This is a genomic window from Paenarthrobacter sp. AB444, from assembly GCF_028736865.1.
Taxonomy (GTDB): Bacteria; Actinomycetota; Actinomycetes; order Actinomycetales; family Micrococcaceae; genus Arthrobacter; species Arthrobacter nicotinovorans_B.
This window is the reverse complement of record NZ_JAQZBY010000011.1, coordinates 116,478-132,708: the sequence shown is the minus strand read 5'-3', so window position 1 is coordinate 132,708 and position 16,231 is coordinate 116,478. Positions and strand designations below refer to the sequence as shown.

Sequence of the window (16,231 nt, the reverse complement as noted above, 5' to 3'; positions counted from 1 at the left end):
TAGTCGCTGTCTACATGGTAGGCAGCTTCCCGGCGATGACTTCCCGCACGGCGGCGCTCAACTGGAAGTTGCGGCATCCCACTCCCCCGGGTTCGGCCTGCTGGGGTACATAGCCAAAACCGAGCTCGTAAACGGGATCGGCAAACCCCAGTGATGCACTGGCACCGTCGTGCCCGAATGCGCGGTAGCTGCCGAAGGGCATCCTGGAGTGCGACTTCATGAAGACAGTGGCAAAGCAACCCGTCTCCCCGAAAACCCTGTCGATGCCAAAGACCCGCTCGGTGGTCACCGTTGTGATGGTGTCCTCCGTCAGAAGGGGTGCTACGCCGGCGTCCCCGGCCAAGCCGGTCAGGGCGGCCGCGTAGATCCGAGCCATGCCATCTGCGCTGGACACGCCCGCCGCGGAGCTCAACCCGGCAGCCCGTACTTCCGGGATATTCGGCAGGTCCAGAATGTCACCCACGGCGGCGTTTGTTGTCAGGCCGAAGTGGCTGGCCGGGTCCACCCAAGGCCACGAAGGATCAGGTGCCCAACGGAAGGGCGCAAAACGGGATTCTTCTGACTCCGGCAGCCCAAGATAGAAATGCGCACCGGTTACCTCCCGGATGCGGTGCTCGAAGACCTCTTGAAGAGTCGACCCAGTGATCCGTCGGCACAGCTCCTCCATGAAGATCCCAATGCTGAGGGCGTGGTAGCCGAACGCCGCACCGGGCTTCCACAAGGGCCGGAGCTTGGCGAGCTTGGCGGCAGCGAGCCTGGAACAGTTGACCTCCTCCAGCGTCAGGCCACCCTCCGGACCCAACAAGCCCGCCTGGTGCGACAGGAGCTGGGCAACGGTAATCGAGGCCTTGCCTTCGACCCCAAATTCCGGCCAATACTTGACCACCTCGGCGTCGAGGTCCAGCTGACCGTCCTGCACCAGCAAGGCCATGACCAGACCGGCCATTCCTTTGGAACAGGAGAACACGCCGGTCACTGAGTCTGGGCGGATGTGCGGACCACCACTCAGGTCCAGCACCTTCACGCCGCGATGATACGCAGCGACCTGGGCCGAGTACTCGGGATCCTGATCCAGGAAACGGCCAAAAAGTTCGGCGACGGGTTCGAAACCTGGGGCGACCATCTGTGCATGCATCCAGCCAGCCTACGTGGTGGACCTTCAAGCACGCGGAGTTATCCACACCCAAGGCTCCCTGGGGAGCCGCTGCGGCTCGAAGGCCGGAAGGGCCTCCTGCAAGGTCCCGGCGGGCAAGCCGAGGGACTCAAGGATCAGGGCCCGCACCCGTTCGGGAGGAATTCCGACGGCGGCGAGGTCGTCCAGCGTGACGGCACCGTCGCGCTTTGCCAGCCTCACGCCGTCGTGGTTTACCACCAACGGAACGTGCGCATATTCGGGGACGGGAAGGCTCAAAAGCGTGGCAAGGTACGCCTGTCGCGGGCTGGACGGGAGGAGGTCGTCGCCGCGTACCACCTGGTCGATTCCCTGTGCGGCGTCGTCGACCACCACGGCCAGGTTGTAGGCCGTGACGCCGTCATTTCGACGCAGCACAAAGTCGTCCACCATCCCCACAAAAGTGCCGTGCAACTGGTCCTCAACAGCCCACTCGGTAACCTCGGACCGTAAGCGGATGGATGCTGGACGCGAAGCACGCCGTATCTCCCGCTCGGCAGCTGAAAGCCGCCGGCACGTGCCCGGGTAGGCCCCTTGGGGAGCATGCGGGGCGGATGGCGCTTCCTGGATTTCCCTGCGGGTGCAGAAGCATTCATAGGTGCGCCCTTCCAACGCCAGGCGCTGGATCGCCGCGTCGTAGAGGCCCGCGCGCTCGGTCTGGCGTACGACGTCGGCGTCCCAAGTGACGCCGATGGCTTGCAGGTCCCGGAGCTGTTGCGCCTCAGCGCCGGAGCGGGCCCGGTCAAGATCTTCCACCCGCAGCAGGAAATCGCGGCGGCTGGACTTTGCGAACAACCAGGCCAGGACGGCTGTACGGAGATTGCCAACGTGCAGTTCACCCGAAGGGCTCGGGGCAAATCGCCCAGCGGAAGTCATGGTCCAAGCCTATGCGTGCAAGCCGCTGGGTGCGGGCGGGGCTGCGGCCGCCCGGCCCCACCGGGCAACACAAGAGCCCCTCAGCTACCGCAACGATCCGGTGGCTCAGGGGCTCTTGCTGTGCTGCCCGACCAGCGGGCGAGTGCAGAATGACAATGCTGTGAACAAGAGTCAATCAGCGGCTGCTTCCTTGCGGGAAACCTGCGCAGGACTCCGGGTGGTGTTCCGGGGGCCTGGTGCCGGCGGGCTTCGGCGGTGGCCTCGACCTGCTTCGTTGCCACTATTTCAGCAGTGGACATACAGTAGGAGCAATAGTCCTCTCGATGATTAGTCGATCTGACTACTCATCTGTGAAAAACCGAACAGGAAGTGGTCATTTTGCAAGAACTCGACGCTACGGACCGCCGGATCCTGGCCGCACTCGACGACGACCCCCGCGTTCCGATCATGGTGCTGGCGCAGAAATTGCACTTGGCACGCGGGACCGTGCAGTCGCGCCTGGAACGGATGACGGCGTCCGGTGCGTTGCGGGCGAACAGCAGCCGGGTCCTGCCGTCGGCACTCGGGCGCGGAGTGGCTGCGGCTGTGAGCGCAGAGCTCGACCAGAGCCATTTGAACCAGGCCATCGCCGCCCTTCGCGAGATTCCGGAAGTTCTTGAGTGCCATGCCCCCGCCGGGGATACCGACCTCATCATCCGGGTGGTGGCCAAGAGCCCTGATGATCTCTACCGGGTGTCGGAGGAGATCCGCTTGTGCCCGGGCATCGTACGGACGTCCACCAGCATGTTCCTCCGGGAAGTGATTCCCTACCGGACTACCGGACTGCTCAGCGAGTAGTTAGTTATGCACATAGGGAAGTTGTGCCCATGTGCCCGGTTGCGGCGCCAGCCTAGGATGGGGTCAGGCAACGGCACACTACATTGGGGGCAACGTGGCGGGTAACTTCTACGGCGCGGACGTCGCACAGTTGCGGCAGTTGGCCAAGGAGCTTGCCCGCAACGCGGACAATCTCACGAATCTGGGTCAACAGTTATCCGGCACCATCACCGGCAGTCAGTGGCGGGGGAACGACGGCGACCGCTTCCGTCACGATTGGAACAGCTCGCACCTGCGCGCCCTCCAAAGCGCGGCTTCCGGTATTAAGGCAGCCTCCCGGAATCTGTTGCAGAACGCCGGGGAACAGGAAACCGCGAGTACCCAGGGCGGGGCGGGCGGCGCCGGCTCCGGAGGCCCTGGTTCCGGCGGAAGCGGCCAGGAGCTCACGGATCTGTTGAACGGGATGACTCCCGAAGAGCGCGCGGATTACCTGCGCAGCGACGAGTTCAAGAAGTGGGCGCTCGAGCACCCCCAGGAAGCCAAAGCGGCCATGGACGCGGCGGCCGACTCGGGACTCATAGAGAAAAAGTCTCCCGAGTACTCCCAATTCCTCAGCGACTATTGGAACCAGCAGGCCATGCGGGAGATGGGTATAGACCCCTCCACGTGGGACACCAGCAAGGGCACTGAATACAACTGGGAGACCATCAAAAAGGTCTACGACTTCTACGGTCAGGCATTTCTGGCCAATCCGGACCTCCAGTGGGCCGGCATGGCGAATATGATCGGCCCTTCCTTCGCCGGCGGCTTCAAGGACATGGCCATGCTGCGCGATCTGGCCCGGCAGATCGCCGATAATCCGGCTTCCGATGTCCCCCTCCCGGTACTCGACCAGATCGAGCAGCTCGCTGGCATGACCGACGCCGAGATCAAGTTCTACGAGACGTCCATGCTGGACATGAACAAAGAGATCTTCCTGGACCAGGCCCGCCAGCACCAGGCCTACATGAACGGCGGCATTGACGAGATCAACCGCCTCCGGGACTCCGGCGCAATCGACCCAGCTACCGCAAAGGCGTGGGCGCAGATTGATTCCGGCGACCCGGCGCAGGTCAAGGAGGGCAATACGGCCCTGCTGTACCGGGAGCAGAACGAGATCATCGCCGACGATTACGACACCATGCGCAGCCATCCTGGAGGGGAAGCCGTGACCTACATGGTCACCCTGGCAGGTGAACCCTCCATCCCCGGAGCAAAGAGCTACCCCGAAGTGTTCCCGTACAAGTTCAGCGTGGAAAGTCCCGGCCCGGAAAACATCCCGTTCACCAACTGGGACAACCCAACGCAGTTCCGCACGGACTTCACCACCGGATTCCCGGACGGCAACATTGCCGACGCCGATCAACGCTGGGCCCTCATCAAGCAGGACACCCTCCCGGCATACCAGGAGCTGCTGGCCAGCAATCCCCAGCAGGCCCGGGACATCGTCGGTTCAGATTTCAACGATCGCGTTGAGCAGTACAGGCCAACCAACAACATTCCGGGCATCATGGACCGTTTCCTGGACGGCTTTGACGCGGAGGTCCACCAATGACCCGGATCATGAGAGTCCTGGGACTGGCAGCCGCATGCGTGGGCATCCTCACCACCACGGCCTGCCAGGTCCCCTTCCCCGCTTCACCATCAACGTCCCAAGGGAGCACAGTGATTACCTCGGAATTTTCCACGCTTGATGCCTCAGGTGTTGACCGGATCAGGACAGACAAACGGGCCAAGCTGGACATGAGCGGTGGCACCCTGCAGAAATCGGCTGTGCGGGTAACGGACGACAGCTACGGCCCGGAAATCAACACCCAGAACTCGGGGAAGATCGAGCTAACGATTGTGGGACCCAGCGGAGAGATCCACGCCCAAACAGACCGCATCCGGTTCAAGACCACCGATGCCCGTCCTGATTTCACCGAAGTCACCTACTTCCTCACGGCGGATTCCGCAGAGGACTTCGCTGCGCTGATCCGTGACGGCGTGGAAAAGTACGGTATCGATGCCGACGACGCCGAGCGATGGATCTCCTCCACCAGCAAGGACTCATCCGCAAAAAGCGACTACTCCCTGACCTCGGGAACCAGTACCGGACTGGAGGTCAACTACGACCTCCGCTTCGATGGCTCCAAGGAAACCCAGGTCATCATCGTCCACGTAACTCCGGTCAGCTAAACCGGCGGCCCGATGTTGGTCTTCAGGTTCTTCATGACCAGTGTCGACGTGAGCCGCTCCACCGCGGGCAGGGCGGCAAGCTCGTCGTCGTAGAAACGCTGGTACGCAGGCAGGTCCGCGGCTATGACCTTCAACAGGTAGTCGGGTGAACCAAACAGGCGCTGTGCTTCGACGATGTTGGGGTTGGCAGTAACCCTGGCTTCAAAAGCGGCCATGGTTCCCCTATCAACCTGCCGCAAAGTAACGAACACGATCGCTTCGAACCCCAGCCCCACCGCCGCCGGGTCGATGTCCGCGCGGTATCCGCGGATCACCCCCGTCGACTCCAGATCCCGGAGCCTGCGATGGCAAGGAGCCACCGTCAAACCGACCTTGGATGCCAGGGCTGTGGCAGTCATTCGACCATCCTCTTTGAGGTGGCGCAAAATACTTCTATCGATGCCGTCAATCACGCAATAATCTTACGCAAGACCTGGCCTTCAGAGCTAAATAGGCGAACACTTACGGGCTAAATTTCCCTAGAGTTTTCCCTACCAACCAACTCTGGAGAGATCGTGAATCCGCAACTGTTCCTCGCCTTTATCCTCGTGGCAGCCACGCTGGCCTGCACACCCGGCGTCGACTGGGCGTACTCGATTTCAGCCGGTTTGCGTCAACGCAGTTTCGTGCCCGCAGTTGCCGGCTTGTGCAGCGGCTACATCATCCACACCCTCCTGATGGCGGCCGGTCTGGCCGCACTCCTTGCCGGCGTCCCCGGCCTTCTGGGTTGGCTGACGATCGCGGGTGCGGCCTACCTGCTGTGGCTCGGCATCGGAACCATCCGCTCGTGGCGAGGTGCGAGCTTCAGTGCGGAAGACGGCGTCGTGCATTCCGGAAACCAGCTCCGCACCTTCCTCCAGGGCATGGGCACCAGCGGCATCAACCCCAAAGGGCTCCTGTTCTTCGTCGCCCTGGTGCCCCAATTCGTCAGTCCCGAGGCCGCACTGCCCGTGCCGGTCCAGTCCGGCCTGCTGGGGCTGACCTTCGTGCTCCTTGCCGGCGTGGTTTACACGGCTGTTGCCCTGACGTCGAGGAAGCTGCTCGCGTCCCGGCCCGGTGCCGCGCGGGCTGTGACGCTGACCAGCGGGATCATCATGATCGGGCTGGGGACTGTCCTGTTGTCGGAGCAGATCCTGCCCCTGCTGCCGCACGTTTAAGCGGCAAGCAGCTCGTCGAGGCGCTCGTATCCCTCCACTACTCCGTAGTTCATGCCGGTGGCCAGCGCCATGTCGCGTGCTTCCACGGTCGGATAGACCTCGTGGGCAACGATTCGCGTGCGGCCTCCGGTTTCCTCAAAGGTGGTGGTGCTGATACCCACTTGGTTGGGGGCGCCGTCGAATTCGAACGTCATGATGATCAGTGCGTCGGTTTCGACAGTGTGGAAGATGCCGCGGAAACCGTACATGGCGTCTTCGTGCCCGCTCTCGTAGTGCCAGCTGCCGCCCGTGGTGGCGTCGTACTTGGTGACGTTCAGCGTGGCGTTGCGCGGCCCCAGCCATTTGGCCAGGAGGTCGGGGTCAACGTGGGCTTTGAAGACCGCACTGACGGGCGCGTCGAATTCCCGGACGGTGTCGACGAACGGGACGCCGTCATCTGCGGTGATGGTGGTTGGATTGCTCATTTCAGTTCCTCTTCCTTTCCTTGTTCCTGCCGGGAGGTGGCGAGCAGTTGGTCGAGGCTCCTGTAGCGGGACTCGGCGATCAAGCGGTACTGGTCGATCCACGCCGTCATGCGTTCCAGGGCGGCGGCGTCCAGATGGACGGGCCTGCGCTGGGCATCGCGGGAGCGGGTCACCAGGCCTGCATGTTCCAGCACCTGTATGTGTTTGGACACCGCCTGCTTGGTGATGGCGAACGGTTCCGCGAGCTCGTTGACGGTGGCATCTCCCCGTGAGAGACGGGCAACGATGGCCCGCCGGACCGGATCCGCCAGTGCCATGAACGCCCTGTCCAGGGTTTCGTGACCTGGAACGTCGTGTGCCATCTACCCTCAAACCTTCCGTAATCAACCAGATCCTTTATCAAAGATTTGGTTGATTAAGAGCGTACGCCGCTTCCGAGGTCAGCACAATAGTCCCTATTCGCCGCCCAGCTGCCGGAAGTCGTTCTCCCAAAGCCGCCGCATTTCTGCGTCTTTGCGGATGACCTCCATGGACTCCAGCTCAGCCGGCGGAGCGTGCCGCATGGATCGCGGCGTCAGCGTCCGGCGGCCCTGGTCCAGCGCCAGAAGAGCCCGGTCAGTCAGGGCATCGTTCTTCAGCGCCAGATTCGTCTTCCTGCGGCGAAGGACCTCCTTCAAGGCCACTTGGGCTGAATCAAAGTCGCCCCTGGCGCGCTGCGACCGCGCCCGGATCAGCAACAAGGCCGCCGAAAGATCGTCGGTGTTCAGCAGGCCCTCGGTCCACACCACCACGTCACGGTGGCGCTCCAGGGAAAACGCCGCTGTGCAGCGGGCCAAGGCAGAAGGCAACGACGGCGGCAAACCCACCACAGCTTCAAGGGCGGCTTCGGTCATCCCCATTTCCCGGAGACAATGGGCCAGCGCCAGGAACACGGATTCCTCGCTGAACAGCACGGGGACCTCGATGCGTTCGGCGACTTCAACCCGGGTGACCACCTGCCCAAGGTACGTCGCCGAGAACTGGCTGGCGTCGTCGTCGATCCTGGTAGTCAACCCGCGCTGCAGCAGTTCGGACGCACGCAAGTACCCGCCATGTTTGTAGACCAGCAACCCGGCCATGATGTGGCACAACCCGGCCCAGCCCGGGTTCGCCCGCGCGAAGGCGAGGAGGCGGTCCGGTTCTGTGGAGGAAAAGACGGCGTCATGCATGGCTTTCGCCGCCTTCGAAGACAACAGCTTCAGCCTCGGGACGCTGCCCACAACGGACAAACGTGCATGGTCCCGGCCACTGAGGACTCCCGAAAGAACATCGTTCACGCCGTCAGCCAGGCCGCGCACAGGCGTCCGGACATAGCCCTCCCGGAAGGGCGTCAGATCCCGGACATCATAAAAAATGGTGTGCACGCGACCGTTCGGCACTTGGCTCATGAATCCATGCTAACCGGCTCCTGAACCGGGCCGATCCCCTGCTATCCGGAGCATTTCAGGAGTATTATGGCGGCGTCGGCAAGGTTTTGCCACACCCCTTGCCGCAGGTCGGCTCTCCAGCAGAAGAGCCGCATAACCGCGTGAAAGGGAGGACTGATGACCACCGCTTCGCACCCTGCCGAACACCACCACATGATGGGGTTGACACTTCGCAACACCGCCATGGGCGTTGGCATAGTATTTCTGCTGGTAGGCGTCCTGGGCTTTATCCCGGGAATCACCACCAATTACGGCGCCATGACCTTTGCGGGACATGAATCCGGCGCCATGCTGCTTGGAGTCTTCCAAGTGTCCATACTCCACAACATCGTTCACCTGCTGTTCGGCGCGGCCGGATTGGCCATGGCAAGGAACGACCGCATGGCCCGCCTGTTCCTTCTGGGCGGCGGCGCAGTGTACATCGTCCTCTGGATCTACGGCCTGGTTATCAACCAGGGAACGGGCGCCAACTTCGTCCCGTTCAACACGGCCGATAACTGGCTCCACCTGATCCTTGGCGTTGCCATGATCGGCCTCGGCGTCTGGCTCGGCAGGGATGTCATGGACGAAACAGCCGCGACTCGAAGGAAGATGTAGCCCTCAATAGTTGCGGAAACAACGACGGCGGCCGCCCCTTTGCGGGGACGGCCGCCATTTCATAGCGCCGAGATGGCATTTGATGACAATGTCGATGCCGGCGATTGTCATTAACTGCCAACTCGGCGCCGCCAAGCTCTACTTCCCGGGCGGTGCAGGGCTCACGTTGGTAAAAGTGTTGCCTGTGGAGTACTGGTCCAAGCGCCAGGGGTTGGCGTTGTTCCGCACGCTCTGGAACGTCACGTTATCGAAGGAGGAATCCGTCAGGCCCTTGATGTTGGCCGGGTTGACGTTGCGGAACACCACATCCTGGAAAGTGAAGGCACTCAGGGCCGCCGTTCCTTCGCCGAGCGCGGGACCTGCCTGGATGTCGATGACCGGCTTGCTGTCGGACACAGCCATGCCGCACGTGGGCGAATTGTTGCCGTCCACGGAAACGTTGCGGACCTGCACATCCTTGAACGTGGCCGAGTCCGCAGCAAGATATCCCGACGGCGACTGGTTGTAGCTCAGCGTCATGATGAACGCGCTGCTTCCCATGCACGCCATGGCGGTGTCGCGGAAGAGGAAATCACGACCTCCGCCGGCCATGTCCGAGGTACTTTTCATACGCAGGCCGCCGGTTTCAACTTTGTACATGACGTTGTCTTCAGCAAGCACGCGTTGCACCCAAGCCGCCGTGTTTGAACCGACGGCAACGCCGCCGTGGCCCATGCGCATGTAGTTGTTGAAGATCCACACGTCCTCGCTCGGCCTTCCAAGGGCTCCGTACTTACCCTGGCCTGCCGCGAAGTTGACCTGGTCATCGCCGGTGTCAAAGAAATTGTTCAAGACGATCCCGTTGCTCGCACCACCGAACTCCAAACCGTCACCGTTGTTGGCGTTGTACGTGGTGTGCCGCATCGCGTTGACAGTGCTGTTTTCGGTGTCCAGGATCATCACCCCGTGGAACGCCGGGTTGTCGGCCGTGACCCCCTCGATGTACAGGTTCCTCACTCCCATGAAGGTCATCAGGCTTGAACGGTACTGCCCGTAGAGTACGGAGTCATCCAGCGCTTCAGGCTTGTTGATAACTCCGGTGAGGGCTTCCGGATTCTCCTTGGCCTTGCGGAACTGATCGGCGGCAAGCACGCCGTCGTCCAGGACCTTGCTTGCCGAACTCGCCACATACTGGGGTATTTCGTTGCCGGCTTCGTCCACTATCGATCCTTCGGCGGTCCGCTTCCAGCCGTTTCCGTCCACGACGCCTTTGCCGACGATGCGCACGTTGCTTGCAACCGCGCCCGGCTCGCGATTTCCGGCGGACCTGCCGTTGTCGTCCGGAAGCACGTTAATGAGCGACGGCGGCCTCCGGTAGTTTCGGTATTCAGCCTCGGTTGGGAGGGGGTCGGGGACGGGATAGAGGTAGTAGCCCTTATCCAAGGGATAGTCCTCAGCAAGGTCGGAACCGAGCAAACGGGCTCCTTCCCGAAGCTCCAGGGTCATGTCCGAGTGCAGGAAGAGCGCGCCGGTTTTGAAGGTTCCGGCGGGAACCACCACAGTACAGCCAGGTGTGCGGCAGGTGTCGATTGCCTTTTGGATGGCCTTGGTGTTGAGGCTTGCCCCATCGCCCACTGCCTTGTAGGCCGGATCTGTGATGCTGACTTCGTGGCGCGCCGGCGTGGTGGTCACGGTGATCGGTCCACTCGCGGCAGACTCGCTGCCATCGGCCCTGATGGCGGTCACAGCGAACTGGTAGCTGGTGCGCGGAGACAAGCCCGTCACGGTGTAATTGTGGGCAACGGTCCGAACGTGGAATCCGTCCTGGTCGGCGGCGCGGAATGCCTCCACGTATTCCTGGGCAGGCGAGAAGGTCCGCGCGTTTTCCTCGGCGGTTCCCACAGCGCGTCCGTTCAGGTAGACGCGGTAGTCCACAACGTCGTCGTAAATGTCCGGTTTGTTCCACACCAGCAGCGTCTTGGTACTGTCCGTCGCCTGCGCCGGAACGCACAGTTTTTGCGGGACCCTGCCGCTTCCGCCGCTCAGGAGAATGCTGGTGCTGGAGCACGCCGGGCTGTCCACCTTTCCTGCGGGGGCGGCACTTGCCGGCAAGGCGACGGCGGCAACGGACGTCATCCCCATCACCGCTGCCAGCATGGTGCCTGCCAGACGGTGCCGGGACTGCGGTTTTCTTCGGGTCGATCTCATGGAAATCCTTCCCGGGGCACAACGATGTACCCCAGTACTTGGAGGCACAGAGCTCTCCAGTGGGTGCTTGAGATGGTTAAGAAAACGTTTTCTCAGGAAACCCTAGGAAGGATTGGGCGCGCGGTCAAGAACCGCACCCGCCGACTTGGCAGTTAATGACAGTGTGGGGGCGCTGGATTGCCACTAACTGCCATCTCGCTGACGCCCCGGGCCGGCTACTGAGGGGTGCGGCCACCCAGGCGGGTCGTGACCTTGGCCGCCGCCGCCGCGCAAGCCTCGCCGAGGCCGGCCAGGACTTCCTGCGAAACGCGGAACTTCGGAGCCGGGATCAACACCGAGGCCACGATGCTTCCCCGGTGGTCGTACACGGGGGAGGCAACGCCAACCTCTTCGATGGACGTTTCGCCGAAGTTGACGGCCCATCCGCGTACCGCGCTTTCCTTGAGCCGGTCAAGGTACGTCTCCACGGAAGCATCATCCAGCCCAGGCAACGTGATGGACCCGCCACGGAGCAGGTGACGGACCCGTTCCGGGTCTTCGGCTGCCAGAAAAACCTGCACGGAGGAACTCAGCGCCTCCTTGTATCGGGCCCCGAGCGGAGCAAGATGCTTGACCTGGTGTCGGCTGGGGATCTGCTCCACACACATGGATTCGACGCCGTTCCACACCATGAGCGCGCTGGTCTCGCCGGTGCGTTCGGTCAGCTCCTGCAAAACGGGGTAGGCAACCCGCCGCTCATCGAGTTCCGCCAGGAGGGGGCCCGACATTGCGATCATGCCCAGCCCCAAGCGGAACCTGCGCGAATCGACGTCGCGCTCCACCAAACCCTCTTGCTCCAAAGTGGCCAAAATCCGCGAGACGGTGCTCTTGTGCAGACCGATACGGCCTGCGATTTCCGTGACTCCAAGGAGGGGTTCGCCCGCAGAGAAGCTACGCAGCACTGCAATGGCGTTCACGATGACCGAGGTGCTCTTGCTGTCACCGTTACCGCTGGTGTCAGGCGTCTCGCTGGATTCGGAGGGAGTCATAGGTTCACTATATTTCGCTGCGGGCTGCTGGCGTTGCGTCGACGGAACCGGTGGGCGCCGTACACTGCGGCCACCGGTCCCATCACTTACGCTCCGATGATGTTGTGCTCGGGGCCGAACGGGAACTTGGTGATGTTCTCCGCGCCGTCCTCGCCCACCACCAGGATGTCGTGCTCACGGTAGCCGCCTGCGCCCGGCTGGCCATCCAGCACAGTGATCATCGGTTCCATGGATACCACCATGCCCGGCTCCAGTACCGTCTCGATGTCCTCGCGCAGTTCAAGGCCGGCCTCACGCCCGTAGTAGTGGCTGAGAACGCCGAACGAGTGGCCGTAGCCGAAGGTCCGGTTGGCGAGCAGTCCGTGGCTGACGTAGATCTCGTTGAGCTCCGCGGCGATGTCCTTGCACACGGCGCCGGGCTTGATTAGTTCCAGTCCCCGCTTGTGGACTTCAACGTTGATGTTCCACAGCTCAAGGGAACGGGCGTCGGGTTCACCGTAAAACAGGGTGCGCTCAAGGGCGGTGTAGTAACCGCTGGTCATCGGGAAGCAGTTCAGGGACAGGATGTCGTGTTCCTGGATCTTGCGGGTCGTTGCCCAGTTGTGGGCGCCATCGGTGTTGATCCCGGACTGGAACCACACCCAGGTGTCGCGGATTTCCGAGTCCGGGAACGTGCGCGCGATTTCATGGACCATGGCTTCAGTGCCGATCAGCGCTACCTCGTACTCCGTGATCCCGGCTGTAATGGCGTTGCGGATGGCTTCGCCGCCGAGGTCACCGATGCGGGCGCCGTGCTTGATGACCGCGATCTCTTCCTGCGACTTGATCATGCGCTGCCGCATTGCCGCCTGGGCAACGTCAACCAGCGTTGCTCCGGAGAAGGCCGCCTGGATCTTGTTGCGGTTATCCAACGGCAGGGAATCATCTTCGACGCCGATGCGGCGCGGGTTGATGCCGCGGGTCCGCAGGACTTCCTGGATGGCATGGATGTAGTTGTCACGGCGCCAGTCGGTGTACACGAGGTTCTCGCCGTAGCTGCGGCGCCAAGGCATACCGGCGTCGATATTTGCCGTGATGGTGACCGTGTCGTCCTTGGTGACCACCATGCCGTACGAGCGTCCGAAATAGGTGAAGAGGAAGTCGGAGTAGTACTTGATGGAGTGGTAGCTCGTGAGGATGACGGCGTCGAGGTCTTTCTCGGCCATGATGCTGCGGAGGCCTGCGAGACGGCGTTCGAACTCGGCATCGGAGAAGGTCAGTGAGACCTTTTCGCCGTTGTTGAGGACCTTGGTGCGCTCGAGCTTGGCGACGTCGTTGACGGACTCGTGTTCGGTGATGGTCATGGTGATTCCTTTCAATGGGTGTGGTTGTTTCTCAGTCCTGCTGCAGCGGCTTCTTTGACGTTTCTGCTGCGAAGAGGACTGCGACGAGGGAAACCAGGGAGGCAGCCACGAGGTACCAGCCAGGTGCCAGCTGGTTGTGGGTCATGCCAATCAGGAGTGTCGCCATGAACGGGGCGGTACCACCGAACAGGGCGTTGGAGAGGTTGAAGCTCACGGCAAAGCCGGTGTAGCGGACCTTGGTGGGAAAGAGTTCGGCGAGGAAGCTCGGCAGGGTGCCGTCATTGAGAGTGAGCATCCCGCCCAGCAGGATCTGCACCAACACGATCACGAGGAAGTTTCCCGTATCCAAGAGCATGAAGGCCGGCACAGTCAGCAGCACGAACAGGACGGACGCGGTGAGGAGCATCTTCTTCCTGCCAAACCTGTCCGATGCAATTCCCGTCAGGAAAATGAAGCCGATGTAGCTGGCCAGCGCGATCGTGGTTGCCAGGAAGGACTCCGTGGCGCCGAAGCCAAGTTCTTCCGAAAGGTACGTCGGCATGTAGCTGAGGATGACGTAGAAGCCCACGGCGTTGAGCAGCACAGCTCCCGTGGCGATGATGAGCTGCTTCCGGTAGGTCCTGAACATGGCGAAGGCCGGCGCCTTGACGGCATGGTCCTTCCCCGCCAACTCCCGGAATGCGGGTGTGTCCTCGAGCTTGGTCCTTATGTACCGCCCGATCAGGCCCATGGGTGCTGCGAGCAGGAAGGGCAGGCGCCAGCCCCATTCGTTCAGCTGCTCAGCGGTCAGGACTGAACTCAGCAGGGCGGCAAGCAAGGAGCCCAGCAGCAGTCCCGCTGCGGTACTTGCAGGCACGACGGCGGCATAGAGTCCGCGCCTGTGTGCCGGTGCGTACTCCACGAGGAACGCGGAGGCACCTGCATATTCGCCTGCCGCCGAGAAGCCTTGGACCACCCTGACGAGCAGGAGCAGGATGGGCGCCATGACGCCGATCGTCGCGTATCCCGGAATCAGCGCGATGCAGAACGTGGCAACTGACATCAGCAGGATGGACAGGGACAGTGCCTGCTTTCGTCCAAGCCTGTCGCCAATGTGGCCCCAGATGAAACCGCCAAGCGGCCTCACAAAGAAGCTGATGGCGAAGACACCGAAAGTTGCGAGCAGGGCGGTTTGCCGGTCCGACTCGGGGAAGAAAACTGAGGAGATGATGCCGGCCAAGTATCCATAAACGGCGTAGTCGAACCATTCGACAAAGTTGCCGATGAAGCTCGCAGTGACAACTCGCCGTCGAGTGTCCTTACTGACCGTGCTATCGGGGCTGGGTGTGTGGTTGTAGCCGGAGGCGGTTGGGTTGCCTTGCTCGGCTGCCACAGAGGATTCATTGCTCATGTGTCCACCAAAATCATTGGGGTTGCATTCAACGCAACGCTGTTGCATCAGACTACGTGTGTGGTGGATCACGGTCAAGAGTTTATTTTTAGGGCCACGTGACTTGCCCGGGGAAATTCACAGGAGAGAACGAGTCATGACTGAAAACGACTTAACGTTGCAGTGAACGATTCCCGGTTGCGACCAACGCCCAAATGACCTCCATCATCACTCACATCCCCCACCCTTCAACCCAACCCCCACTCACATCCCCCACCCTTCAACCCAACCCCCACTCACATCCCCCACCCTTCAACCCAACCCCCACTCACATCCCCCACCCTTCAACCCAACCCCCACTCACGCAAAGCAAGAGCCCGACGTCGGCACCGGCCTGGGTGCCGACGTCGGGCTTTTGGCCCGCCTATGAACAAACGTCGTCCGCCTCGAGCAAGTTGGTCGGGGGTGTCGGAACAACGGAGATTCGGGGTTGGCCTGACATCGCCGGGTTTAGCCTGGCGGAGGGACTGATCGTGAGAGAGCGTCACCCCAAACAGGCGGGATGTGAGCGAGCGTGCGCAGCAAGCACGCGGGATGTGAGAGAGGGTCCGCAGCAAGCGCGCGGAATGTGAGAGAGCGTCCACCCCAAACAGGCGGGATGTGAGAGAGGGTCCGCAGCAAGCGCGCGGAATGTGAGAGAGCGTCCACCCCAAGCAGGCGGGATGTGAGAGAGGGTCCGCCTCAAGCAGGCGGGATGTGAGAGAGGGTCCGCCTCAAGCAGGTGGGATGTGAGAGAGGGTCAGAGGACCTTGCGGATGGTCTCTTCAAAGCTCACAACGTGGTGCGTGGCCAGCTTGGCGGCGAGTTCTTCGTCGCCGTCGGCGATGGCGGTGAGCAGCTCTGCATGCTCGGAGATGTGCCCCGAAACGGAAGGCATCTTTTCCAGCATGTGGCACCAAATGCGGGTGGCGAGGTTGTCGTACCGGATGAGGACGTCTTCGAGGTGCGCATTAGCCGAGGCTTTGTAGATAAGGCGGTGGACCTGGATGTCGTAGCGCATAAGTTCCGCGGAGGACGCATCCTGGCCCTCAAGGTCACGGATGGCGGCAGCGACGTCACGCAACTCGGACCGCATGGCTGGGCTTGCCATACGCGCAGCCTTGCGTGATGCGAGTGGTTCCAGGAGTTCGCGGATTTCGGAGACTTCAGCGAGCTGGGTGATGTCCACGCCGGTGGCGAAGGTGCCGCGGCGGGGGTAGGAGACCACCAAGTGATCGCCCTCAAGCCGCTTGATGGCCTCACGGACAGGCGTCCGACCGATGCCGAGTTCGGCGGCGATCTGACCGTCATTGATGGGGTCGCCGGGCTTGATGTCCAACATGATGAGCCTGTCGCGCAGGAGCAGGTAGGCGTTATCCGCCAGGGACGTACCCTGCGGGACTGTTTCCAAAGCTTCCAGTGCTGTGCTCATCGCCTTCTCCCAACGCCGTACTCCCCCAGT

16 protein-coding genes are annotated in these 16,231 nt (G+C 62.1%); 5 read left to right on the top strand and 11 right to left on the bottom strand.

The features are described 5' to 3' along the window. Positions 1–10: 10 nt before the first annotated feature. The gene (locus PQ627_RS14605; protein WP_274262141.1) at positions 11–1,135 is read right to left on the bottom strand and encodes a serine hydrolase domain-containing protein; all 1,125 of its coding nucleotides are present in this window, start codon (positions 1,133–1,135) and stop codon (positions 11–13) included. Between the two features lie 24 nt (positions 1,136–1,159). Continuing rightward, on the bottom strand, positions 1,160–2,047 hold the full coding sequence (gene gluQRS / locus PQ627_RS14600; protein WP_274262139.1) for a tRNA glutamyl-Q(34) synthetase GluQRS: 888 nt from the start codon (positions 2,045–2,047) through the stop codon (positions 1,160–1,162). A 378-nt stretch (positions 2,048–2,425) separates the two neighbouring features. Here gluQRS and PQ627_RS14595 point away from each other — a divergent pair, with 378 nt between their 5' ends. The 3 genes from PQ627_RS14595 to PQ627_RS14585 all read left to right on the top strand — a co-directional run bounded on the left by PQ627_RS14595 (position 2,426) and on the right by PQ627_RS14585 (position 5,080). Then, the gene (locus PQ627_RS14595; RefSeq protein WP_186313642.1) at positions 2,426–2,884 is read left to right on the top strand and encodes an Lrp/AsnC family transcriptional regulator; all 459 of its coding nucleotides are present in this window, start codon (positions 2,426–2,428) and stop codon (positions 2,882–2,884) included. A 94-nt stretch (positions 2,885–2,978) separates the two neighbouring features. Then, entirely contained in the window at positions 2,979–4,457 is a 1,479-nt protein-coding gene (locus PQ627_RS14590) for a WXG100 family type VII secretion target (protein WP_274262137.1), read from the top strand. Next, positions 4,454–5,080 carry a hypothetical protein gene (locus PQ627_RS14585; protein ID WP_274262135.1) on the top strand — a complete coding sequence of 209 codons (627 nt, stop codon included), beginning with the start codon at positions 4,454–4,456 and terminating at the stop codon, positions 5,078–5,080. Before PQ627_RS14590 ends, PQ627_RS14585 begins: the two co-directional genes overlap by 4 nt. On the opposite strand, the gene PQ627_RS14580 is transcribed toward PQ627_RS14585, so the two are convergent. Beyond that, on the bottom strand, positions 5,077–5,532 hold the full coding sequence (locus PQ627_RS14580; protein WP_144662223.1) for an Lrp/AsnC family transcriptional regulator: 456 nt from the start codon (positions 5,530–5,532) through the stop codon (positions 5,077–5,079). The genes PQ627_RS14585 and PQ627_RS14580 overlap by 4 nt on opposite strands. A gap of 102 nt (positions 5,533–5,634) precedes the next feature. Here PQ627_RS14580 and PQ627_RS14575 point away from each other — a divergent pair, with 102 nt between their 5' ends. Further along, positions 5,635–6,276, top strand: coding sequence for a LysE family translocator (locus PQ627_RS14575; RefSeq protein WP_274262133.1), 642 nt, complete (start codon positions 5,635–5,637; stop codon positions 6,274–6,276). On the opposite strand, the gene PQ627_RS14570 is transcribed toward PQ627_RS14575, so the two are convergent. From PQ627_RS14570 to PQ627_RS14560, 3 genes are all read right to left on the bottom strand, one after another. Next, the gene (locus PQ627_RS14570; RefSeq protein ID WP_274262131.1) at positions 6,273–6,740 is read right to left on the bottom strand and encodes an SRPBCC family protein; all 468 of its coding nucleotides are present in this window, start codon (positions 6,738–6,740) and stop codon (positions 6,273–6,275) included. The genes PQ627_RS14575 and PQ627_RS14570 overlap by 4 nt on opposite strands. Beyond that, entirely contained in the window at positions 6,737–7,102 is a 366-nt protein-coding gene (locus PQ627_RS14565) for an ArsR/SmtB family transcription factor (protein WP_274262129.1), read from the bottom strand. The genes PQ627_RS14570 and PQ627_RS14565 overlap by 4 nt, the downstream gene beginning before the upstream one ends. A 93-nt stretch (positions 7,103–7,195) precedes the next feature. Then, positions 7,196–8,167 carry a hypothetical protein gene (locus tag PQ627_RS14560; protein WP_274262128.1) on the bottom strand — a complete coding sequence of 324 codons (972 nt, stop codon included), beginning with the start codon at positions 8,165–8,167 and terminating at the stop codon, positions 7,196–7,198. Between the two features lie 156 nt (positions 8,168–8,323). Between PQ627_RS14560 and PQ627_RS14555 the strand changes: the two genes are divergently transcribed. Continuing rightward, the gene (locus PQ627_RS14555; RefSeq protein WP_144662213.1) at positions 8,324–8,803 is read left to right on the top strand and encodes a DUF4383 domain-containing protein; all 480 of its coding nucleotides are present in this window, start codon (positions 8,324–8,326) and stop codon (positions 8,801–8,803) included. A gap of 138 nt (positions 8,804–8,941) precedes the next feature. Here PQ627_RS14555 and PQ627_RS14550 read toward each other — a convergent pair whose 3' ends face one another. From PQ627_RS14550 to PQ627_RS14530, 5 genes are all read right to left on the bottom strand, one after another. Next, a complete protein-coding gene (locus PQ627_RS14550; RefSeq protein ID WP_274262125.1) occupies positions 8,942–10,990 on the bottom strand; it encodes a glycoside hydrolase family 28 protein in 2,049 nt (682 codons plus the stop codon). 215 nt (positions 10,991–11,205) lie between these two features. Next, positions 11,206–12,018 (bottom strand): IclR family transcriptional regulator, encoded by an 813-nt coding sequence (locus PQ627_RS14545; RefSeq protein ID WP_274262123.1) that lies wholly within the window; start codon positions 12,016–12,018, stop codon positions 11,206–11,208. A gap of 86 nt (positions 12,019–12,104) precedes the next feature. Then, the gene (locus tag PQ627_RS14540) at positions 12,105–13,361 is read right to left on the bottom strand and encodes an aminopeptidase P family protein (protein WP_144662207.1); all 1,257 of its coding nucleotides are present in this window, start codon (positions 13,359–13,361) and stop codon (positions 12,105–12,107) included. A gap of 31 nt (positions 13,362–13,392) precedes the next feature. Next, positions 13,393–14,751, bottom strand: a complete 1,359-nt coding sequence (locus tag PQ627_RS14535) for an MFS transporter (RefSeq protein WP_144662205.1) — start codon at positions 14,749–14,751, stop codon at positions 13,393–13,395. 778 nt (positions 14,752–15,529) lie between these two features. Next, a complete protein-coding gene (locus PQ627_RS14530; RefSeq protein WP_144662203.1) occupies positions 15,530–16,201 on the bottom strand; it encodes a GntR family transcriptional regulator in 672 nt (223 codons plus the stop codon). Between the last annotated feature and the right edge of the window lie 30 nt (positions 16,202–16,231).